Annotated in this window: 19 protein-coding genes and 1 riboswitch; of the genes, 17 read left to right on the top strand and 2 right to left on the bottom strand. The window is 32.4% G+C overall.

Annotated elements, in window-relative coordinates:
* Positions 1-4: 4 nt before the first annotated feature.
* The 7 genes from C8D80_RS11130 (at position 5) to C8D80_RS11160 (ending at position 10,497) form a co-directional block, all read left to right on the top strand.
* Positions 5-970: an alpha/beta fold hydrolase gene (locus tag C8D80_RS11130; protein ID WP_133610386.1), complete on the top strand. Its 966-nt coding sequence runs from the start codon at positions 5-7 to the stop codon at positions 968-970.
* 96 nt (positions 971-1,066) lie between these two features.
* Positions 1,067-3,481, top strand: coding sequence for a bifunctional aspartate kinase/homoserine dehydrogenase I (gene thrA, locus C8D80_RS11135; protein WP_133610388.1), 2,415 nt, complete (start codon positions 1,067-1,069; stop codon positions 3,479-3,481).
* A 90-nt stretch (positions 3,482-3,571) separates the two neighbouring features.
* Positions 3,572-4,744, top strand: coding sequence for a trans-sulfuration enzyme family protein (locus C8D80_RS11140; protein WP_133610390.1), 1,173 nt, complete (start codon positions 3,572-3,574; stop codon positions 4,742-4,744).
* 152 nt (positions 4,745-4,896) lie between these two features.
* Positions 4,897-5,006: riboswitch (SAM riboswitch) on the top strand.
* Between the two features lie 81 nt (positions 5,007-5,087).
* The gene (locus C8D80_RS11145; RefSeq protein ID WP_133610394.1) at positions 5,088-6,074 is read left to right on the top strand and encodes a homocysteine S-methyltransferase family protein; all 987 of its coding nucleotides are present in this window, start codon (positions 5,088-5,090) and stop codon (positions 6,072-6,074) included.
* Between the two features lie 143 nt (positions 6,075-6,217).
* Complete coding sequence (gene metH, locus C8D80_RS11150) at positions 6,218-8,893, top strand: methionine synthase (RefSeq protein ID WP_133610396.1); 2,676 nt, start codon at positions 6,218-6,220, stop codon at positions 8,891-8,893.
* Position 8,894: 1 nt separating this feature from the next.
* Positions 8,895-9,851, top strand: a complete 957-nt coding sequence (gene metF / locus C8D80_RS11155) for a methylenetetrahydrofolate reductase [NAD(P)H] (protein ID WP_133610399.1) — start codon at positions 8,895-8,897, stop codon at positions 9,849-9,851.
* Positions 9,852-10,107: 256 nt separating this feature from the next.
* Positions 10,108-10,497: a tetratricopeptide repeat protein gene (locus C8D80_RS11160; RefSeq protein ID WP_133610401.1), complete on the top strand. Its 390-nt coding sequence runs from the start codon at positions 10,108-10,110 to the stop codon at positions 10,495-10,497.
* Positions 10,498-10,556: 59 nt separating this feature from the next.
* Here the strand turns inward: C8D80_RS11160 and gldA are convergent, their stop codons facing one another.
* A complete protein-coding gene (gene gldA, locus C8D80_RS11165) occupies positions 10,557-11,462 on the bottom strand; it encodes a gliding motility-associated ABC transporter ATP-binding subunit GldA (RefSeq protein WP_133610403.1) in 906 nt (301 codons plus the stop codon).
* A 266-nt stretch (positions 11,463-11,728) separates the two neighbouring features.
* On the opposite strand from gldA, the gene C8D80_RS11170 reads away from it, so the two are divergent.
* From C8D80_RS11170 to aroA, 10 genes are all read left to right on the top strand, one after another.
* Complete coding sequence (locus C8D80_RS11170; protein WP_133610405.1) at positions 11,729-12,556, top strand: prephenate dehydratase; 828 nt, start codon at positions 11,729-11,731, stop codon at positions 12,554-12,556.
* Between the two features lie 42 nt (positions 12,557-12,598).
* Positions 12,599-13,681 carry a bifunctional 3-deoxy-7-phosphoheptulonate synthase/chorismate mutase type II gene (locus C8D80_RS11175; RefSeq protein WP_133610407.1) on the top strand — a complete coding sequence of 361 codons (1,083 nt, stop codon included), beginning with the start codon at positions 12,599-12,601 and terminating at the stop codon, positions 13,679-13,681.
* Between the two features lie 64 nt (positions 13,682-13,745).
* The gene (locus C8D80_RS11180) at positions 13,746-15,401 is read left to right on the top strand and encodes a hypothetical protein (RefSeq protein ID WP_133610409.1); all 1,656 of its coding nucleotides are present in this window, start codon (positions 13,746-13,748) and stop codon (positions 15,399-15,401) included.
* A gap of 114 nt (positions 15,402-15,515) precedes the next feature.
* Positions 15,516-16,493: a ribosome small subunit-dependent GTPase A gene (gene rsgA / locus C8D80_RS11185; protein WP_133610411.1), complete on the top strand. Its 978-nt coding sequence runs from the start codon at positions 15,516-15,518 to the stop codon at positions 16,491-16,493.
* A gap of 68 nt (positions 16,494-16,561) precedes the next feature.
* Positions 16,562-17,014: a D-aminoacyl-tRNA deacylase gene (gene dtd, locus C8D80_RS11190; RefSeq protein WP_133610413.1), complete on the top strand. Its 453-nt coding sequence runs from the start codon at positions 16,562-16,564 to the stop codon at positions 17,012-17,014.
* Positions 17,015-17,094: 80 nt separating this feature from the next.
* Entirely contained in the window at positions 17,095-18,921 is a 1,827-nt protein-coding gene (locus C8D80_RS11195) for a DUF3857 domain-containing protein (protein ID WP_249038411.1), read from the top strand.
* A gap of 18 nt (positions 18,922-18,939) precedes the next feature.
* A complete protein-coding gene (locus tag C8D80_RS11200; RefSeq protein ID WP_133610415.1) occupies positions 18,940-20,850 on the top strand; it encodes a DUF3857 domain-containing protein in 1,911 nt (636 codons plus the stop codon).
* A gap of 8 nt (positions 20,851-20,858) precedes the next feature.
* Positions 20,859-21,185 carry a nucleotide pyrophosphohydrolase gene (locus tag C8D80_RS11205; RefSeq protein ID WP_133610418.1) on the top strand — a complete coding sequence of 109 codons (327 nt, stop codon included), beginning with the start codon at positions 20,859-20,861 and terminating at the stop codon, positions 21,183-21,185.
* 1 nt (position 21,186) lies between these two features.
* Positions 21,187-21,513 (top strand): DMT family transporter, encoded by a 327-nt coding sequence (locus C8D80_RS11210; protein ID WP_133610420.1) that lies wholly within the window; start codon positions 21,187-21,189, stop codon positions 21,511-21,513.
* Positions 21,513-22,763 carry a 3-phosphoshikimate 1-carboxyvinyltransferase gene (gene aroA / locus C8D80_RS11215; protein ID WP_133610422.1) on the top strand — a complete coding sequence of 417 codons (1,251 nt, stop codon included), beginning with the start codon at positions 21,513-21,515 and terminating at the stop codon, positions 22,761-22,763. The genes C8D80_RS11210 and aroA overlap by 1 nt, the downstream gene beginning before the upstream one ends.
* Here the strand turns inward: aroA and C8D80_RS11220 are convergent.
* Positions 22,760-23,506 (bottom strand): LytR/AlgR family response regulator transcription factor, encoded by a 747-nt coding sequence (locus C8D80_RS11220; protein ID WP_133610424.1) that lies wholly within the window; start codon positions 23,504-23,506, stop codon positions 22,760-22,762. The genes aroA and C8D80_RS11220 overlap by 4 nt on opposite strands.
* Position 23,507: the final 1 nt, after the last annotated feature.

Genomic DNA, 23,507 nt, shown 5'->3' on the forward strand with positions numbered 1-23,507 from the left:
AAAGATGAGTAAAATTCAAAAAATAGTGTTTCAAAATGTTCCATTGCAAAATGGTGTGGTGCAAGCAAAGGTGATTTTATCCTATCAACTGTTTGGGCAACCAGTTGGTTCTGCACCTTTGGTAGTGGTGAATCATGCTTTAACTGGAAATTCGCAAGTAATTGGTGAAAACGGTTGGTGGCAATCGTTAATTGGTGATGATAAAATTATTGACACCAAAAAGTATGCGGTTTTAGCCTTCAATATTCCTGGAAACGGTTATCATGATGAAGAAAATTTAATTGAGAACTATCAAGATTTCACTACTTACGATGTGGCTAATTTATTTTGGAAAGGAATCGATTCGTTTAAAGTGAATCAAGTTTTTGCGGTAATTGGTGGAAGTTTAGGCGGAGCAATTGCGTGGGAAATGGCTGCAATTCGACCAAAAGCGATTGCGAATTTAATTCCGGTAGCAACAAGTTGGAAAGCTTCTGATTGGTTGATTGGAAATGTGTTAATTCAAGATTTGATTCTGAATAATTCTGAAAATCCAATTCACGATGCCAGAATTCACGCCATGTTATTGTATAGAACACCCGAATCATTGCAAGCAAAGTTTCACACCAAATTGCAAAATTCGGAAGGATTGTTTCAAGTGGAAAGTTGGTTGTTACATCACGGAGAAAAATTACAAAACCGATTTCAGCTTTCGGCCTATAAACTCATGAATCATTTATTGAAAACTACCGATATTTTTAAAAACAAAAATCAAGTAGAAGTCATAAAAAGTATCACTTCCAACATTCATTTAATTAGTGTGGATACCGATTATTTTTTTACAGCAAACGAAATCAAAATAGCTTTTCAGGAAGTCAAAAACTACAAAAACAATGCATTTTATCACGAAATCAAATCCATTCACGGACACGATGCTTTCTTGATAGAATTTGAACAACTAAACAACATACTTAAACCTATATTTAATTAAAAACACAATGAAATCGCTCACAAAACTATTTGCGGAAGCAAAATCAAATAAAAAAGCGATACCATTTGTTACCAATAAAAAATAAAATCTAAACAAATGAAAATACTAAAATTTGGAGGAAAATCATTAGCAAACGGAGAAGGATTGCAAAAAGTAATTCAAACGATTGCTCAAAAATATTTCAATAACGAGCCTATCGCAGTCGTAGTTTCGGCAAGAGGAAATGCTACTGACGAATTGGTAATTCTATTAAAAAAAGCACAAGCCAACATTAATTTTCAAGCGGACTTTGAGCAATTCAAAAAATACCAATTAGAAGGTTTGAAAGAAAACATCTTCGAAGAAGAATTTTCGATTTTACAGAAATTACTAGAAGGTGTCTCGCTTTTAGGAGATTACAGCGAAAAAATCAAAGACCAAGTCATAGCGTATGGCGAAATTCTATCCGCAAAATACGTGGCTTATGTTTTAAACGAAAACAGCATCAAAGCACAATTTACAGATTCACGTCAGTTAATAAAAACGGATACCAACTTTGGAAGTGCGCAACCTATTGAAGCGATTTCTAAACAAAATGTACTAGAGTATTTTGTTAAGAACTCAGATAAAGTAAATATTGTGACAGGTTTTATTGGCTCAACTTTGAATAATGAAACCAGTACTTTAGGAAGAAATGGGAGTAATTATACCGCTTCTTTATTAGCAAATTATCTAAACGCAGAAGAATTTCAAAATTATACTCACGTTGACGGAATTTTTACTGCTAATCCTGATTTAGTTCCTGATGCGAAAAAAATTGAGCGTTTATCATTTAACGAAGCGAATGAGTTGGCAAATTTTGGAGCTCAAATTTTACATGCTAAAACCATCATTCCTTTGGTGGAAAAAAACATTCCGTTACGTATTTTAAATACTTTCAATCCTGAAAATGAAGGAACTTTAATCACTGCCGAGCAAACGAATGAAGGTATCAAATCGCTTTCGGTTTTAACGAATGTTTCGCTGATTAATTTAGAAGGAAGAGGTTTGTTAGGAAAAACAGGAGTTGATGCACGAATTTTCCGAGTGATGGCTGAAAACGATATTAGTGTGAGCATCATTTCGCAAGGTTCTTCGGAAAGAGGAATTGGTTTGGTCGTGAGTTCTGATAAGGCTTCGAAAGCTTTGGTTGGTTTAGAAAAAGAATTTGAAACCGATTTTTACACGAAAGATGTCAATAAAATTTCGGTAAACGATAATATAGCGGTGATTTCGATTATTGGTCAAGATTTAACCAATTTCCACAAACCATACACGGCTTTAATCCGAAATAAAATCACACCAATTTTGTTGAATAATACGGTTACGGGAAGAAATATCAGTTTGGTCATCAGTCAAGATGAATTCAAACGTGCTTTAAATGTAATTCACGGCGAAATTTTTGGTGTAGCAAAAAAAATCAACATTGCCATTTTCGGTCACGGAACAGTTGGAGGAACTTTGATTTCCCAAATTTTAGAATCAGCAAAAAATATCGAGAAGCGAAAAGGAATCAAGCTGAATGTGTTTGCAATCGCAAATTCCAAAAAGGTATTGTTGAATAAATTCGGAATCAGCGAAAATTGGAAAGCTACTTTAGACTACAAAGGTCAGGAATACAAAGTTGAAGACATAATTGCTTACGCTAAAGAACATCATTTGGAAAATTTAATCGCAATTGACAATACCGCAAGTTCGACTTTCATTGAAAATTACATTTCGTTAGCCGAAAATAGTTTCGATTTAATTTCGTCAAATAAAGTCGCGAATACCGTAAGTTTCGATTTTTATAAAACGTTGCGAAAAGTACTAAAAGAAAATCAAAAAGAATATTTATACGAAACGAATGTTGGTGCTGGATTACCATTGATTGATACGATTAAATTACTGCATTTGTCAGGTGAAAATATCACTAAGATTAAAGGTGTTTTCTCTGGAACATTGAGTTATTTGTTCAATAATTTTTCGATAGAAGACAAAAAATTCAGCGAAGTTTTAAAAGAAGCCATCGACAAAGGTTTCACTGAACCCGATCCAAGAGAAGATTTAAATGGAAACGACGTTGGACGAAAATTATTAATCTTAGCACGCGAATTAGATTTACAAAACGAATTCGAAGAAATCCAAATTCAAAACCTAATTCCAGAACCTTTACGCGAAGGAAGCGCAACTGATTTTCTAAAACGTTTATCAGAATTAGATGGAATTTACCAAAACATCAAAGACGCTCAAGGTCCAAATGAAGTGTTACGTTACATCGGAGAATTATCAGGTGATTTGCAACAAGACAAAGGAAAATTAGAAGTAAAATTAATATCCGTTCCAGCCAATTCTGCTTTAGGTTCTTTAAAAGGTTCTGATTCTATTTTCGAAATTTATACCGAATCTTATGGAGAGCAACCTATCGTAATTCAAGGCGCTGGAGCTGGTGCATCCGTAACCGCAAGAGGTGTTTTTGGTGACATTTTACGCTTATCCGAAAAAAAATTATAACCACCCAAACTCAAAACCTGCAAGATGTAAAAGTCTTGTAGGTTTTAAACTTTAAAAGTTCAACGATTAAAAAATTCAACAAACAAAACCATGAGTAACCAAAATTTAGGATTAGAAACCCAAGCCATTAGAACGCAATTAGAGCGCACTCAATATTTAGAACATTCCGTTCCTTTATATTTAACATCAAGTTTTATTTTTGAAGATGCTGAAGACATGCGCGCTTCATTTGCGGAGGAAAAAGAACGCAATATTTACAGTCGATTTTCCAATCCCAATACATCAGAATTCGTAGAAAAAATTTGTTTGTTGGAAGGAGCAGAAGACGGCTACGCTTTCGCAACAGGAATGGCAGCGGTGTATTCTACTTTTGCTGCTTTGTTGAATTCGGGCGATCATATAGTTTCAGCAAGCAGTGTTTTTGGTTCGACACATACTTTGTTTACTAAATATTTTCCAAAATGGAATATTACAACGAGTTATTTCGATGTGAACCAACCAGAAACGATTGAAAATTTCATTCAACCGAATACCAAAATCCTTTACGCAGAATCGCCAACGAATCCAGCAGTTGATATTCTAGATTTAGAATTGTTGGGGAAAATTGCTAAAAAGCATAATCTGATTTTAATTATCGATAACTGTTTTGCGACTCCTTACATTCAAAATCCTATTCAATTCGGAGCCGATTTAGTGATTCATTCTGCCACCAAATTAATCGATGGGCAAGGCCGTGTTTTAGGTGGAGTAACCGTTGGGCGTTCTGATTTAATTCGTGAAATTTATTTATTTTCTCGTAATACCGGACCCGCTTTGTCGCCTTTCAATGCTTGGGTATTGTCTAAAAGTTTAGAAACCTTGCCAGTTCGTATTGAAAAACATTGCGAAAATGCTTTAAAAGTCGCTGAATTTTTAGAAAATAATCCAAATGTCGCTTCAGTGAAATATCCATTTTTGAAATCGCATCCGCAATATGAAGTCGCTAAAAAGCAAATGAAATTAGGTGGAAATATTGTAGCGTTTGAAATTAAAGGAGGAATTGAAGCAGGAAGGAAATTTTTAGACAAAATCAAATTATGTTCGTTGTCTGCGAATTTAGGTGACACGCGTTCAATTGTAACACATCCAGCTTCTACTACACATAGTAAATTGACGGAAGAGGAACGTTTGGCGGTAAGTATTACTGATGGTTTGGTGCGCGTTTCTGTTGGTTTGGAAACCGTCCAAGATGTAATTAATGACTTAAAACAAGCGTTAGAATAAAACTTTTTAAATTATTTTATAGATTTATATTCTTAATTTAAGATTAAAATAGGAATATAAATCTATAAAAAATATATTTTTAATGAAATTTTAGAAAATATTTCATAATTTCAATTTTGTCACTACATTTGCAGTGTTCATAATTATAGTGTTTGTTATCACGAAAGCTGGAGGGAATAGACCCTGCGAAAGCTTAGCAACCTCCCGCGCTAGTGGAAAGGTGCTACATTCTATTCCGATATTTATCGGAAGCAGATAACGTTAGAATTGCTCTCCAACTTTCTACGGTAACAAATTAAGTTAATCAAGAAAAATAGGCAATTAGCCTTTGAGAGAGAATACAATGTCAAAAATTCAAGAAGAAATCAAAAACCGAATTCTCGTGCTCGATGGAGCTATGGGAACGATGTTGCAACGTTATAAATTTGAAGAAGAAGATTTCAGAGGCGAACGCTTCAAAGATTTTCCACATCCATTAAAAGGAAACAACGATTTGCTTTCCATTACCCAACCAGAAGCTGTAAAATCAGTACATCGCGCTTATTTTGAAGCCGGTGCTGATATTGTAGAAACTAATACTTTTTCGGGAACAACTATTGGAATGGCCGATTATTATTTGGAAGATTTAGTCTACGAATTGAATTTTCAATCGGCTAAAATCGCTCGTGAAGTAGCGGATGAATTTACCGATAAGCCAAGATTTGTGGCTGGTTCCATCGGTCCGACGAACAGAACAGCATCAATGTCACCTGATGTTAATGATCCAGGTTTCAGAGCAGTGAATTTTGATGATTTAAAAATCGCTTACAAACAACAAGTAGAAGCTTTAATTGATGGTGGTTGCGATTTACTTTTGGTAGAAACAATTTTCGATACCTTAAATGCAAAAGCCGCATTGTTTGCTATTGAAGAAGTAAAAGAAGAACGCAATATCGATATTCCAGTGATGGTTTCAGGTACAATTACCGATGCTTCTGGAAGAACATTATCGGGACAAACGGTGGAAGCTTTTTTGATTTCGATTTCACATATTCCTTTGCTGAGTGTTGGATTTAATTGCGCTTTAGGTGCTGACCAATTGAAACCGTATTTAAAAACATTGGGAAATAATACCTCGTTAAATATTTCAGCACATCCAAATGCTGGCTTGCCAAATGCCTTCGGACAATACGACCAAACGCCTGAAGAAATGCAACAATTAATTCGGGAATATTTACAGGAAAATTTAGTAAATATCATCGGTGGCTGTTGCGGAACTACACCAGAACACATCAAATTAATTGCTGAGGTAGCAAAAGAATTCAAACCAAGAGAAAGCGTTTTGGTTTAAGCAAAGAAATACAATGAAAAATAGTACAATAAAAATAAATTTTGAAGGATTTATTCAGTCACAACGATGTTGGGTTTGCCAATATGTTAGTGATAGTAAAATCTTTTGGAAGTCTGTTGCAAAACATTATAAAAGAATAAGTAATGAGTTATAATTCCGATAAATATTTAAAATTATCAGGTTTAGAACCTTTGATTGTAACTCCAGAAACGAATTTTGTAAACGTTGGAGAACGAACAAATGTAACCGGTTCTAGAAAATTTCTTCGTTTAATCAAAGAAGAAAAATATGATGAAGCCTTAGATATCGCGCGTGCTCAAGTAGAAGGTGGCGCGCAAATCATCGATGTTAATATGGATGAAGGAATGTTAGATGGCGTATATGCCATGACTAAATTCTTAAATCTAATTGCAGCTGAACCCGATATTGCAAGAGTTCCTGTTATGATTGATTCCTCAAAATGGGAAATCATTGAAGCGGGTTTAAAGGTGATTCAAGGAAAAGGGGTTGTAAATTCGATTTCCTTAAAAGAAGGAGAAGCTACTTTTATTCATCATGCTAAATTAATTAAGAGATACGGAGCAGCTGTAATTGTTATGGCTTTTGACGAAAACGGTCAAGCGGATACTTACGAAAGACGTATCGAAATCTGTAAAAGAAGTTATGATATTTTGGTTAATCAAGTTGGTTTTCCTGCTGAAGATATCATTTTTGATCCCAATATTTTTCCAGTTGCAACCGGAATGGAAGAACACAAACTAAATGCATTAGATTTCTTTCGAGCGACCAAATGGATTCGCGAAAATCTTCTATATGCTAATATTTCTGGAGGTGTGAGTAACGTGTCATTTTCTTTCCGTGGAAACGATAAAGTACGTGAAGCGATGCATTCTGCGTTCTTGTATCATGCCATCCAAAACGGCATGACAATGGGAATTGTGAATCCTGAAATGTTAGAAATTTACGATGAAATTGACAAGGTTTTACTTGAACACGTTGAAGACGTTTTATTAAATAGAAGAGAAGATGCCACAGAGCGTTTACTAGATTTAGCCGAAAGTTTCAAAGGCGATGTAAAATCGAATGAAAAAGCGATTGCTGAATGGAGAAATGGTTCGGTTCAAGAACGATTAACGCATTCATTAGTAAAAGGAATCGACGAATTTATCGAAATTGATATTGAAGAAGCGCGTCAGTTGGCCAAAAAACCTATCGAAGTGATCGAAATCAATTTGATGGCCGGAATGAACGTGGTGGGAGATTTGTTTGGAAGCGGAAAAATGTTCTTGCCACAAGTTGTTAAATCCGCTCGTGTGATGAAAAAAGCGGTGGCTTATTTGCTTCCTTATATTGAAGCTTCAAAAGACGGTTCTACTTCGTCAAGTGCTGGAAAAGTATTGATGGCGACTGTAAAAGGTGATGTGCATGATATTGGAAAAAACATAGTTTCAGTAGTTTTAGCCTGTAATAATTTTGAAATCATTGATTTAGGAGTGATGGTTCCGCCAGAAAAAATCATTGAAGTTGCGGTTAGAGAAAATGTAGATATTATCGGTTTGAGTGGTTTGATTACGCCTTCGCTGGACGAAATGGTGTATTTGGCCAAAGAAATGGATAAATTGAATATCAAAATCCCCGTAATGATTGGTGGTGCTACAACTTCACGTGCACATACGGCTGTGAAAATTGCTCCAGAATATAAAGAAACCGTGGTTCATGTGAACGATGCTTCTCGAGCGGTAACAGTAGCAACCAATTTATTGCAACCCGATACTAAAATTACTTATGCAAAATCGCTTCGTGAGGAATATGATTCACTTCGAGAAGGATATTTAAATAGAAGTCGTGAGAAAAATTTCTTATCGATTGAAGAAGCGCGTAAAAATAAATTCAAAATCGATTGGGATACGTTCGAACCAGTAAAACCAAATTTCATAGGAACAAAAACAATTGAAGTTGAACTTTCAGAATTAGTAGATTTCATCGATTGGACACCATTTTTTCAATCTTGGGAATTATACGGAAAATATCCAGCGATTTTAACGGATGAAATTGTAGGTGAACAAGCCACTCATCTTTTTGAAGATGCACAAAAAATGCTTGCTCAGATTGTTAAAGAGAAATGGTTCACCGCAAAAGGAATTTTAGGAATTTTTCCAGCGAATACTGTCAATGATGACGATGTTGAAGTTGTCGCTTCAAACGAAGTTGAGAAATTTTTGACGCTTCGTCAACAATCGCAAAAAACGGTTGGAGCTCCAAATATCGCTTTAGCGGATTTTATTGCTCCAAAAGAAATTGGTAAACAAGATTATATTGGATGTTTCTGTGTTTCAACTGGTTTTGATGTTGATGAAAAAGCTTCGGAATTCGAAAAACAATTAGACGATTATAATTCCATTTTGGTAAAAGCTTTGGGAGATAGATTAGCAGAAGCTTTTGCAGAATATTTGCATTTAAAAGTACGTAAAGAAATTTGGGGTTACGCTTCTGATGAAGTTTTGTCAAATGATGAGTTAATCAAAGAACAATATAAAGGAATTCGTCCTGCGCCAGGTTATCCAGCTTGTCCTGACCATTTGGAAAAACCAACGATTTGGAAATTACTAAATGTAGAACAAGAAATAGGTGTGAAGTTAACTGAAAGTATGGCGATGTGGCCAGCGTCATCAGTTTCGGGTTATTATTTTGCGAATCCAGGAAGTAAATATTTTGGTTTAGGAAAAATTAAAAAAGACCAATTAGAAGATTACGCCAAAAGAAGAAACATTAGCATTGAATTAGCCGAAAAATGGCTCTCACCCAATTTAGCAGATTAAGATGAAAGTAACTGAACATATACAAAACGCCAACGGAAAACCTTTGTTTTCCTTCGAAATTTTACCGCCTTTAAAAGGACAAAATATTCAATCTATTTTTGATAGCATTGATCCATTGATGGAATTCAATCCACCATTCATTGATGTAACCTATCACCGTGAGGAATATGAATTCAAAGAGTTAGAAAATGGTTTACTGCAGAAAAAAGTAGTTAAAAAACGACCGGGAACGGTAGGAATTTGTGCTGGAATTCAGAATAAATATCAAGTAGATGCTATTCCGCATATTTTGTGTGGTGGTTTTACCAAAGAAGATACTGAAAATCTGTTGATTGATTTAGATTTCTTAGGAATTGATAATGTCGTAGCGCTTCGTGGCGATGCAGTTAAAAGCGAAATTTACTTCAAACCTGAAAAAGAAGGACATGCTTATGCTTCGGAATTAGTAACACAAATCAGCAATTTGAATAAGGGAATTTATTTAGACGAAGATTTGCAGAATTCAACAAAAACCGATTTTTGCATCGGAGTTGCAGGTTATCCGGAAAAACACATGGAAGCACCAAGTTTAGATAGTGATATTCATTTCGTAAAACAAAAAATCAAAAACGGCGCTGATTATATCATCACCCAAATGTTTTTTGATAATAAAAAATTCTTCGATTTTGTGGCAAAATGCAGAGCAGCAGGAATTACTGTTCCGATTATTCCAGGATTAAAACCTATCGCAACCAAAAAACAATTGAATTTAATACCGCATCGCTTTAGTGTTGAATTGCCTGATGATTTGATCATGGCGGTTGTAAAAGCTAAAGATAATGATGCTGTGAAACAGATTGGAATTGAATGGTGTACGCAACAAAGTAAAGAATTAGTAGCGGCTGGAATTCCAGTTTTGCATTACTATTCTATGGGAAAGGCCGAGAATGTTAAGGCTATTGCAAAAGAAATTTTTTAAAATCAGTTAAATCTTATAAATGTTTTGATTTCATAAAAATTAATAAAAAAAGTAATTTTTATGAAATCTGAGTTTTTTGAGTTAAAATGAGTTGATTCTTTGTTTTTTTGTTTGTTTTCAATTTCAATTTTTAACATATTCTTATAAAAAATGTTAAAATGTTAAATCAAATATTAGTATTTTAAATATTTATTGCGAATTAAATTTGGGAGTATTGTTTTTTTGTTGTAATTTCATAGAAATAAACCTCCATATTATGAAGAAAACAATACTTACTTTCGTAATAGTTTTCGTCGCTCAATTAACTTTTGCTGGCGAATTAGATTCTATCTTGACCAAAGCTAGATCATTAACAGAGAAAAAGAATTACACTGAGGCAATCAAAGAGTATGAAAATTACATTAAATTGTCAAAAGGTGAAAATTTAAAAGACGTTTATATAGAAGTAGCAAATTGTTATTTCTATCAAAATAAAAAGGAAACTGCTGTAAATTACATAAAAGATGCCATTTCAAAGTATGGCTTTACAGAAGAGGATTTTATTTACAGTTCTATTTTGGATGAAAAATTGTCATCGTACGCGCTTTCTGTAGTTTATGACGATTATTTCAAGTTAAGAAAAAAGTATTTGGCAACATTGAATTAGTTTATTTTAGCCAAAGCTTTTTGAAATCTCCTTACAGGTTTATTTGTAAGGAGATTTTTTTATTTCTTCTTAGCTGTTTTCTCTCTGAAAATTTGCTCCAAGTTTTTGCTTTTCAATACAATTTGTAGCGTTCTCAAATTATTGGCTTGAGCAAAATCAAATAACGCTGGTCGCATATCTGTTGATGTAGTAAAAGTAAGTTCCCAAATTAAATCATGTGTATTTTTTGCCGATTTCAAATTTGGTAAAGCCACAAAATCAGATTCAGAAACTTTTTTATCAAATTCTACTTCGATAATTTGTTCTGCTTCTTCGGCAACTAAATTGTTTAGTTTTTTATCCGTAACTATTTTTCCTTTATCGATAATGATAATTCTATCGCAAATAGCTTCTACTTCTTGCATAATATGTGTTGATAGAAAAACCGTTTTGTCTTTTCCAATGTTTTTAATCAAATCACGAATTTCTACCAATTGATTTGGATCTAAACCTGTTGTTGGTTCATCTAAAATCATAACATCAGGATTGTGTAATAAAGCCGTTGCTAATCCTACACGTTGACGATAGCCTTTAGAAAGTTCGCCAATTTTCTTATGACTTTCAGGTGTTAATCCTGTCAAAGCAATTACTTCATCAATTCTCGATTTGGCAACTTTATGTAAATCGGCATTAAAAGCTAAATATTCTCTCACATATAAATCCAAATACAACGGATTATGTTCTGGTAAATACCCAACCGACTTCTGCACTTCTTTTTGAGCTGAAGTTACATCATGTTCGTTTACAACAGCTGTTCCGCTATCGGCTGTTAAATAAGTAGTTAAAATTTTCATCAAGGTTGATTTCCCGGCACCATTTGGGCCTAAAAAACCTACGATTTCTCCTTTTTTTACAGAAAAACTAATATTGTCTAACGCTTTTTGGTCTCCGTAATTTTTTGAAATATTTTGAACTTCTATCGACATATGATGTAAATTTTAGCAAAAGTAACTTTTTTTAAAAGAACTCAAATTTATTTAAAAAAGTATTTTGTTTTCATTTTTTTATTACTTTAGCAGAATCAAATAACAAAGAGCACAATGCTTAACAATAGTACATTTTTCTTTAACAATTCTTTTTATTTCTTCTGGAGACAGTTGAGGGATTGTTGTGCTATTATATAAATCAAAGAAATTTATTTTATAAACATACAATCCCGATGCAAATCGGGATTTTTTTTTGCTCATATATTATGGAAATTAAAGTCGCAATTCAGGGAATTCAAGGGTCGTTTCATCACCAAGTAGCACATCGTTATTTTGGTGAAGCAATTGGTTTGGATGAATGTGTTACATTTAGAGATGTAGCTAATAGTTTAAAAAATAACCTGTCAGACAAAGCTATTATGGCGATTGAAAACTCAATTGCGGGAGCCATTTTGCCTAATTATGCCTTAATCGATTCATACGATTTACACATTATAGGAGAGCATTTTTTAGACATACACATGAATTTGATGGTGTTTCCTGGGCAAACTATTGAAGAGATTCAAGAAGTACATTCGCATCCAATTGCTTTGTTGCAATGTGCTAATTTTTTTAGTCAATATCCTCATATAAAGTTGGTTGAAAGTTCAGACACTGCAATTGCGGCAAAACGAATTCAGGAAAATCAATTAAAAGGAATCGGTGCTCTTGGCGGACCAGTTGCGGCTGAAATTTATAATTTGGAAATCATTGCAAATGGAATTCACACCGTAAAAAGTAATAAAACACGTTTTGTAGTTTTAAAAGCATCCAACAAAGAAATTCCAAAAGATCTCATCAATAAAGCTTCAGTAAAATTTGAGTTGGATGACACGCCGGGTTCATTGGCAACGGTTTTAAATGTGATGAATAATTGCAAATTGAATCTAACGAAAATTCAATCACTTCCTATAATTGAAACGCCTTTTACTTATGCCTTTTTTGTGGATGTGGTTTTTGAAAAATACAAACATTTTGAAAAGGCAAAAAAAGTAATGGAAATCATGACAACGCATTTCAAGGTTTTGGGCGAATATGAAAAGAGTAAACAATAATAATTTAAGAATAAATAGTAATTTTACAGTGAATTAAGGATTATGGAAAATAAAAAAGAATTACGCACTTGGTTAGATGATTTTCAATTAAATCATCCACTTGTAATTGCAGGACCTTGTAGTGCAGAAACCGAAGAACAAGTTTTAAAAATAGCACACGAATTAAAGAATTCTGATGTTTCGATTTTCCGAGCTGGAATTTGGAAACCTCGCACGCGTCCGGGTGGATTTGAAGGTGTGGGAGAAATCGGATTGAAATGGATGCAAAAGGCCAAAGCTGAAACTGGTTTATTAATGGCAACCGAAGTAGCAACGGCTGCCCACGTTAAATTAGCATTGGAACACGATATTGATGTGCTGTGGATTGGAGCTAGAACCACTGTAAATCCATTTGCCGTTCAAGAAATTGCAGATGCTTTGCAAGGAACTGATAAAATCGTGTTATTAAAAAATCCAGTAAATCCTGATTTATCTTTATGGATTGGCGGTTTAGAGCGATTATATAATGCGAATATCAAAAAATTAGGTGTAATTCATAGAGGATTTTCTACTTACGAAAAAACAAAATACCGCAATAATCCCGAATGGCAAATAGCGATTGATTTACAAAATCGTTTTCCTGATTTACCGTTGATTTGTGATCCTTCGCACATTACAGGAAAGCGCGATATGATTCAAGAAGTGTCGCAACAAGCCTTAGATTTGAATTATGACGGATTAATTATCGAAACACATATTGACCCAGACAATGCTTGGAGTGATGCAGCCCAACAAGTAACGCCAGAAACATTAAAGCAAATGTTCATTAATTTACGCGTTAGAAAAGTGTCAGATGATGAAAGCGAATACAACCAAAAAATGGCAAAACTCCGCATGCAAATTGATGAATTTGATGGAAAGTTGTTAGAGATTTTGGGTAACCGAATGAAAGTAGCCGATAAAATAGGTTTGCTTAAAAAGGAAAAAAATGTAGCTATTTTACAAAACCAACGCTGGAATGAAATTTTAGGCAAAATGATTTTAGAAGGTGAAGAAAAAGGATTGAGTAACGAATTTGTAATGCATTTGTTTAAGGCGATACACCAGGAAAGTATTAGTCATCAAGAAAAAGTGATTAATAAGTAAATTTTTACTGAAAATATTCTTACATTTTTTGTAATATCGCGCCACAAATCTTTAATACTAAATAATGAAAAAAATTAATCTGTTTTTATTTGCCTTTGTTCTTGGGATTCAATTTTTAGTTGCTCAAAACAAAATTGATAAAGTGTCTTTAACTTATGGAGAAGAGTTAGCTGATGACAAACAAAAAATTGTTAAAATCGTTGGAGAGTCTAATAACAAAATCTTTGCTTTAGCTATAAAAGGAAAAGATGATTATTTTATAAAAATATTTGAATCGGGTTCAATGAAACTTGTTTCGTCTAACCCAATTGTAATACCTCAGATTAGCGATAAAGAAGTTGATTTTGAAGAAATTTTTCTTTTGAATGATAACTTGTATGTAATTGGTAGTGTATATAACAAAAAAGATAAAATTTTTAATTTAGTAGCTACACAAGTTTCAGATAAAGGTGTTTTAAGTAAATCTCCTGTAGTCTTATTTGATGCTGAAGTTGCAAAAAAATCAAGCAGAGGTGATTTTTATTTTAAATTATCTCCAGATGAAGGAGCTTTGTTAGTTATGCATACTTCATTATTTTCAAAAGAAGATGCTGTTAAATATGAAGTAAAATTGTTTGATGACAAAATGGGAACTTTGTTCTCAAATACTGAAAAAGTTAAGTTTGATGACAGTAAGAAAGATTATGAATTTACAATTTCTGATTTTGAAGTTAATTTTCAAGATGATGTTTTTTTAGTTGTTAATGAAAGTTATAGAGATTCAAAAAAGAAAGAACAAATTGAAAAATTTGAAATCCATGCTTTTAAAAGAAATAATGGATACAAAAAAGAAATCGTGAATATTGATATCAAAGGAAAAGAGATAATCAACTGTAAAATGATTTCTACAAATAAAAATACTTTGAAAATTGTTGGTTTTTATTCTAGTGTAAGAGAAAACGGAAAGGCAAATAAAGAACTTAAAGGAGTTTATAACGCAACTATTGATTTAAATACTAATTCAACTAACACAGTAAAGTTTAATGAGTTTGATTATGCAACAAAAGTTAAATTATTAGGTGAAAGAAGAGCTAAAAAAGGAAAAGACGTTAAGCCATACTATAATATTACAACTATTATTGAGAAAAATGATGGTGGTTTAATTGTTTTGTCTGAATTTCAATTTGTTTATGTAGGTCAAAGTTCAGGTATTGGACCATTAGCGGCAACTCCTGTAACTTATACTAAAAACGAAATTATCATTACAAGTTTAAAAGCTGATGGTACATTTGAATGGGGTCATGTTTTACCAAAAGAACAGTCTGCAACTGTAACTACATTGTCAATTGGATTTGGAATGGCAGGAGGTAATGGTAGTTTTGCTGTTGGTGGATCAATTCAAATTCCTTTAACTCAATTAGGTAAAGGTCCTGAGTATTTAGGTGCAATTCCAATTTACAAAAACGGAGTACTTAATTTACTATTTAATGATAATGTTAAAAATAAAGGGATCACCAATATAGACGATATTAGATCATTAGGTAATTATAACAATGCAGTTCCGGCTTTATTTATCTTCGACTCAAATGGAAATATGACGCGAAAAGATCCTGAAGAAGTTATTAAAAATGAATTAGTATTACGCCCTGGTGTTTACTATAGAAAATCAGATAAAGAGTTTATTGTTTATTCTTCAAGAAAAAGTAAAGATAAGTTAGGAAGAATGATTTTAGAAGATTAAAAATTTAAAAGGCTGCTATAAAGTAGCCTTTTTTTATTGACTAAATTTTGAATAGAAAAGCTATCTTTGCAATATATAACGAAGTTGAATTAAACTTCTAATTTCTAACCTTGAATGACAGGAATCGTTTATAAATCTACCGGAAGTTGGTACACCATTAAAACTGAAAATGGTGACTTTTTGGAATGCCGTATAAAAGGTAAATTTAGAATGAAAGGTATCAAAAGTACCAATCCCATTGCCGTTGGCGATATCGTAGATTATGATATTGAAAACACTACAGATGAAACGACAGGAGTAATTACGGCAATCCACGACAGAAAAAATTACATTGTTAGAAAATCAGTAAACTTATCGCATCAAATGCATATTATTGCTTCTAATATTGATGTCGTTTTTTTATTGGTAACCATCAATAATCCACCAACTACAACCAGTTTTATTGACCGATTTTTAGTTACAGCAGAAGCCTACGGAATTGAAGCTGTCATCGTTTTTAATAAAATTGATACGTTTGATGACCCAACATTAGACGAACAATTATATTTACAACATGTTTATTCTTCAATCGGTTACAAATGTTTACGGGTTTCTGCAAAAGATGGAAAAGGAATTGACGAACTAAAAGCGTTAATGAAAGACAGGGTTTCTATGTTTTCAGGACATTCTGGCGTTGGGAAATCTACTTTGGTAAACACGTTAGAACCAGGTTTGAATTTAAAAACCAAACAAATTTCGGAATCACACGCACAAGGAAAACACACCACAACGTTTGCCGAAATGTTTGATTTATCTTTTGGAGCGCAAATTATCGATACGCCAGGGATTCGTGGTTTTGGAATTGTTGACATGGAAAAACAAGAAATAGGAGATTATTTTCCAGAATTTTTTGCTTTGAAAGACCAATGCAAATTCAATAACTGTTTACATAAAGACGAACCGCATTGCGCTATTAAAAAAGCGTTAGAAAACGATGAAATTTCATGGTCGCGTTATAAAAGTTATACCCAAATTTTAGAGGGTGACGAAGAGCAATATCGTGCAGATATTTATGATGCAGAACGAAGAGCAAGCGACGAAACAAGAAAATGATTTGTTTTTACGGATTTCCGTAAATCTTTTCTGATATTTTTTTATATTTTTGATGTTTAAACATTAAAATGAAAGCAGTAATTCAACGAGTTTCCGAATCATCAGTTACTATTAACAGCGAAATTTTTGCTCAAATTCAACAAGGCTTATTAGTTTTAGTTGGGATTGAAGACGCCGATAATCAAGAAGATATCAATTGGTTAACCTCTAAAATAGCCAATTTAAGAATTTTTGAAGACGAAAGCGAAATAATGAATTTGTCGTTAAAAGATATTGATGGAGAGATGATTGTTGTGAGTCAGTTCACATTACATGCGTTAACCAAAAAAGGAAATCGACCAAGTTATATTAAAGCCTCAAAACCAGAAATTGCCATTCCATTGTACGAATCTTTTGTGCAACAAATGGAAATAGAATTAGGTAAAAAAATACAAACCGGACAATTTGGAGCCGATATGAAAGTAGCTTTAGTTAATGACGGACCAGTTACAATAATTATTGATACAAAAAATAAAGAATGAAACTAATAATGAGAAAATTTTTGTTACTAAATCTGTTTTTTACTTTAACTTGTTTTTCACAAGATTTAAAGCTTTCAACTTTGTTAATTCCAAAAGAACTCACAGAAAACGCAAATAGTATTGTGAGAAAGCAAAATATAGAGATTAATATTTTATCTCAAAAGTTGATGCAAATTAATAAATTAAAAGTTATAACTGTACTTAATAGTAAAGGTTTAAGTAATATAGATGCTATAGAATACTATGATGGTTCAACAAAGGTAAAATCTATTGAAGCAATAATTTATAATTCATTAGGTGTTGAATTAAAGAAAATTAAAAGAAAAGACTTTATTGATCAAAGTGTTGCTGATGGATTTTCAGTTTACAATGATAATAGAATGATTTATTTGGACTATACTCCAACTGAATATCCATTTACACTAGTTTATAATAGTGAGGTAGAAACTTCAAATACAGCATTTATTCCTACTTGGTATCCAATTGACGATTATTATGAAAGTGTTCAAGAATCATCAATTTCTATAAAATATTTACCCAATTTAGGATTTAAATTTAAGGAGAGAAATTTTACTGATGACAAGATAAAGAGAATAGAGTCGAGTCAACAAATATCATATCAAGTTGACAATTATCTTGCAAAAAAACATGAAGAGCTCTCACCTTCATTTATCAAAAACAATCCATCTGTTTTGTTTGGATTAGATTTTTTTAATTTAGAGGGACACCAAGGCAATGCAAAAAATTGGAATGAATTCAGCTCTTGGATTTACAATAGTTTATTAAAAGATACTGAGGCATTGCCAGAAATGACTATTTCTAAAATTAAATCACTTGTTGGAACAGAGAAAGATCCGATCGAAAAAGCAAAAATTGTTTACAAGTTTGTTCAAGAAAAAACGCGTTATGTTAGTATTCAAATGGGTATAGGTGGGTGGAAACCTATGTTAGCGTCTGATGTTGATAGATTGGGTTATGGAGATTGTAAAGCATTATCTAACTACACAAGAGTTTTGCTAAATAGTGTTGGTGTTGAGGCCTATTATACAATTATTTATGGAGGTAATAGTAAGCAAAACATACTAGAAGATTTTGTAGCTATGCAAGGTAATCATGCAATTTTATCTATACCCTACAACAAAGGCTTCATTTCTTTAGAATGTACTAGTCAAACTAGTCCATTCGGTTTCAATGGTAATTTTACAGATGATAGATTTGCTTTAGTTGTAAAGCCAAATGGTGGTGAAATTGTTAAGACAGCAGATTACAATGAAGAAAAGAGCAAGCAAATTGTTAAGGCAAATTGTAAGATTAATGAAAATGGAGATTTAATAGCTAGGCTTAATTATAAATCAAGCGGAATTCAATACAATCAGAAAAGTCAAATTGAAACTAAATCTAAAGAAACACAAGAGTTGCACTATAAAGAATTATTAAATTGGTTGAATGCTTTAAAAATAAATTCAATAGCCATTAAAAATGACAAAGAATCAATTGAATTTATTGAAGACTTAGATATTATAGTACCAGCTTATGCGTCAATTTCTAATGGATTAATGTTTAATTTAAATGTTTTTAATAGAACATCATTCATCCCGCAACGATACAGAACAAGGTTAAATTCGTTTGAAATTGATACAGGCTTTTTAGATGAAGATGAAGTTGAAATTGAAATTCCAAATGGTTATATTGTAGATGCAAAACCAAGTGATATTGTAATTACTGATAAATTTGGTGTGTATAAAATGGAATTAAAAAGTATTGCCGACAACAAATTACTTTACAAGAGAAGTTATTTATTAAACAAAGGTTCCTATGCTAAAGAGGAATATGAAAACTTCAGAAGTTTTTCAGAACAAGTTTCAAGAGCAGACAACGCCAAAATTATTTTTAAAAGAAATCTATAAATCAAAAACAAATTATCAATGAGAATTTTTATTTTATTTAGCATTTTACTAATTTCAAATTATGCTTTTTCACAAAAGTTAGAGTTAGGTAAGGTAACTGTTGAGGAATTAAAACAAAAAAATCACCCTATAGAATCTAATGCTTCAGCAACCATAATATTTAAAAACGGAATTTCATCTTTTAGAACTACAGGTAATGGAGAATGGGTTTTAGACACAAAAATTGATTATAAAATCAAAGTTTACAACAAAGAAGGTCTTGAACAAGGTAATCAATCATTTGCTTTTTATACAGGAGGAACATCAAATGAGAAGATAAGTATAAGCGACGCTTTTACTTACAATTTAGTTGGTGATAAAATCGAGAAAATCAAGTTAAAGAGCGAAGGAGAGTTTGTTGAAAAAATAAATGATAATTGGAGCATTAAAAAACTATCATTTCCTGCAGTTAATGAAGGTTCTATAATTGAGTTTTCTGTCACAAAATCTTCACCTTATATTACTCATATAGATGATTTTTATTTCCAAACAAATATCCCAATTGATAATTTAAAATATACTTTACAGTTTCCGGAATACTTTAAGTTTAATACTATTATCACAGGTTATGAACAAATTAAACATGAACATACTGGATCAAAACATATTTATACCGCTACAAATGTACCAGCGATTAAAGACGAAGATCATGTCATTAATAAAATTAATTATACAACTATATTGAAGTTAGAGCTTTCTTCAATTTCTTATCCGGGGGAAATTCAAAAAAATCTATCATTAACTTGGGATGATGTTGTTAAAAATATTTTTGAGAATCAAAATTTCGGTGGTGAACTTAAGAAGAAAGATTATTTTGATGAAGATTTAAAAACAATATTAGTGGATGCAAAATCAAACAAAGAGAAGATAGTTCTTATTTATGATTTTGTTAAATCTAAAATGACTTGGAATGAAAATTATGGAATTTATACAAATGATGGAGTAAGAAAAGCATACAAGCAGAATTCAGGAAATGTTGCTGAAATAAATCTAATGCTTGTTGCTATGTTACGAAGTGTAGGTATTGAGGCAAATCCAATAATTATAAGTACTAGATCAAACGGTGTTGCAATTTTCCCGAACAGAACTGCTTATAATTATGTTGCAGTTGTGGTAGAAGATCAGGAAAGTTTATTGTTTCTTGATGCAACAGAAAAGAAACTTTTACCAGGAATGCTTCCATTGAGAGCTCTCAATTGGGTAGGACGAGTTATCAGAGACAACGGAAGTTCTTATACAGAGGATTTATATAAGGTTCAACCTTCTAAAGAAACTAATATTGTTTTGGCAAGTTTAGAAGAAAACGGTGTGATGAAAGGAAAGATAAGAAAACAAATAACTGATTATTATGCGTACCTTTTTAGAAACTCCAAAGCAAACATAAATAGAGAAATGTATTTAGAATCATTGGAAAAAGAATATCATGGATTAGAAATCAGTGACTATAAAGTTGATAATGTTAATGATATTTATAAACCAATTGTTGAAGAATTTAGTTTTGTTGACAAAGGAAACGTTGAAATAATCGGCAATAAAATTTATATGATGCCTATAACATTTCTAACGATAAAAGAGAATCCATTTAAAGCTGAAACAAGAAAGTATCCAGTAGATTTTAATTTTCCAGCGAGAGACAGTTACAATTTTTCCATTAAAATACCTGCTGGATATAAGGTTGAATTTTTACCTGAACCGGTTTCGGTTAATTTAATAGAAAATTTAGGAAATTTCAAGTTTAATGTTTCTTATGCTAATAATCAAATTCAAACTGTTGTAAATTATGAAATCAATACTTTCATGATTTCTGAGCAGGACTATGGTGCTTTAAAGCAGTTTTATGAGATCATCGTAAATAAGCTAAATGAAAAAATTATTTTAAGTAAAATTTAATTTCAAAAATGAACCTAAAAAACTCCCAACAAGAAGTTGATAATTGGATTAAAGAACACGGAGTTCGTTATTTCAATGAATTAACAAATATGGCTCAGCTTACAGAAGAAGTAGGTGAAGTAGCTCGAATTATTGCACGTCGTTATGGCGAACAATCAGAAAAAGAAAGCGATAAAAACAAAGATCTTGGTGAAGAATTAGCCGATGTGGTTTTCGTGGTTTTATGTTTAGCTAATCAAACAGGTGTGGATTTACAAGCTGCTTTTGATAAAAAAATGGATTTAAAAACTAAGCGAGATCACGACCGTCATCACAACAACGATAAATTGAAATAAATTGAACTGGATTTTACTCATAATCGCTGGCTTATTCGAAGTAGGTTTTGCTACTTGCCTCGGTAAAGCAAAAGAATCAACAGGAAACACTTCTTTACTTTGGTACGGAGGTTTTTTGGTGTGTCTTTCCATTAGCATGTTATTATTAGTAAAAGCAACAAAAGAATTACCTATTGGGACCGCTTATGCCGTTTGGACAGGTATTGGAGCTGTGGGTAGTGTTTTAGTAGGAATCATCGTTTTCAAAGAACCCGCTACGTTTTGGCGTGTGTTTTTCATCACTACATTAATTTTATCAATTGTCGGATTAAAAATAGTTACCAAATAATGAATTTATTACTTAAATCATCTAGCATCAAGCATCCAGCACCCATCAAAATCACTGGTTCCAAGTCAGAAACCAATAGATTGTTGCTATTGCAAGCGTTATATCCAAATTTAGTTTTGGATAACACATCTAATTCCGATGATTCTGAAGTTATGTTGAAAGCATTGCAAAACTTCCAACTTCCAACTTCCAACTTCCAACTTGTAGATGTTCATCACGCTGGAACAGCCATGCGATTTTTAACTGCTTATTTTTCCATCCAAGAAGGAAAAGAAGTGGTTTTAACTGGTTCTTCCAGAATGAAAGAGCGTCCAATTAAAATTTTGGTAGAAGCTTTAAATCAATTGGGAGCTGATATAAGTTATGAAGAAAATGAAGGTTTTCCACCAATAAAAATTATTGGAAAGAAATTGATTCAAAACAAAGTTTCGCTTCCTGCAAATGTGAGTAGCCAATATATTTCAGCTTTATTGTTGATTGCACCTAAATTAGAAAATGGTTTAGAATTAACTCTTGAAGGTGAAATCACATCCGTTCCATACATAAAAATGACTTTGACTTTGTTGAATGAAATAGGAGTAAAGACTTCTTTTGTTGGAAATAAAATTTCTGTAAAACCACAATTCACAATTCACAATTCACAATTCACAATTGAGTCCGATTGGAGTTCGGCTTCATATTGGTATTCCATTGTTGCTTTGTCTGAAATACATTTTCAAGTTACACTTTTTAGCTATAAAAAAAATAGTTTACAAGGAGATAGTGCTTTGGCAAACATTTACCAAGATTTTGGAGTTGAAACAGTTTTTAATGAAGACAATTCTATTACTATTACCAAAACAAAAAATCATCAATTATCAATTGTTAACTATCAATTAAATAATTGTCCTGACATTGCTCAAACAATTGCTGTGACTTGCTTTGGATTAGGAATAGGTTGTCATTTAACAGGATTACACACTTTAAAAATCAAAGAAACAGATAGATTAGAAGCTTTAAAAACAGAACTAACAAAGTTAGGCGCAACAATTTCAGTTACTAATGAAAGCCTGACATTAGAGGCCTCAAATCATATTAATGAAAACATTGCTATCGATACTTATCAAGATCACAGAATGGCTATGGCTTTTGCTCCGTTAGCATTGAAAATTTCTTTGACTATTAATCAAGCAGAAGTAGTTTCAAAATCGTATCCTGATTTTTGGGAAGATTTGAAAATTATAGGAATTGTAGGTTCAGAAGTACACTAACGTTTTATAATCTGAATTTGATCTAAGATTTGTTGAGCTTTATCTGGAGAAACAGGAATTTGAGCTTTATTCTCTAATTCAATACTTACACCATCTGATTTATTGAAAGCTACTACGAAGTTAAAATTTACGATATACGATTTATGAATGCGCAAAAATCGAGAATCGGAGCATAAAATATCTTCGAAATTCTTTAAGTTTCGACTTACTAATTGTTTGCTACCATCGCTACAAAAAACTTCTGAATAAGCGCCTTCACCTTTGATATACATGATTTTATCGGTATCTAAAAATAACAATGTATTACCAGACGGAACGGCTATTTTTGTTAATGTTTCTTGTTGCAAATTTTCTTTAAAAGCTCTAAAATTTTCAAAACGTTGTTTTTGTTTGGCAACTCGTTCAACGGCTTCGGCTAATTCTTCTGGAATTATAGGTTTTAATAAATAATCAACAGCAGAAAATTTGAATGCCTTCAAAGCATATTCGTTATAAGCTGTAGTAAAAATAATAGAGAAATTCACTTCATTTTCATCGAAAAAATCTAACAATTCTAAACCACTATGTCCAGGCATTTCAATGTCTAATAACACAATATCGGGTTGGTGTTTTCTGATTGCTTTTACGCCTTCGGGCAAGTTTTCGCATTCAGCAACTATAGTAACTTGAGGGCAATATTCTTGCAAAAGTAACGATAAGGAAACTCTGGCTCTTTTTTCGTCGTCTATAATAATGGCTTTCATT

This window comes from Flavobacterium cheniae, from assembly GCF_004363695.1.
GTDB classification, from domain to species: Bacteria; Bacteroidota; Bacteroidia; order Flavobacteriales; family Flavobacteriaceae; genus Flavobacterium; species Flavobacterium cheniae.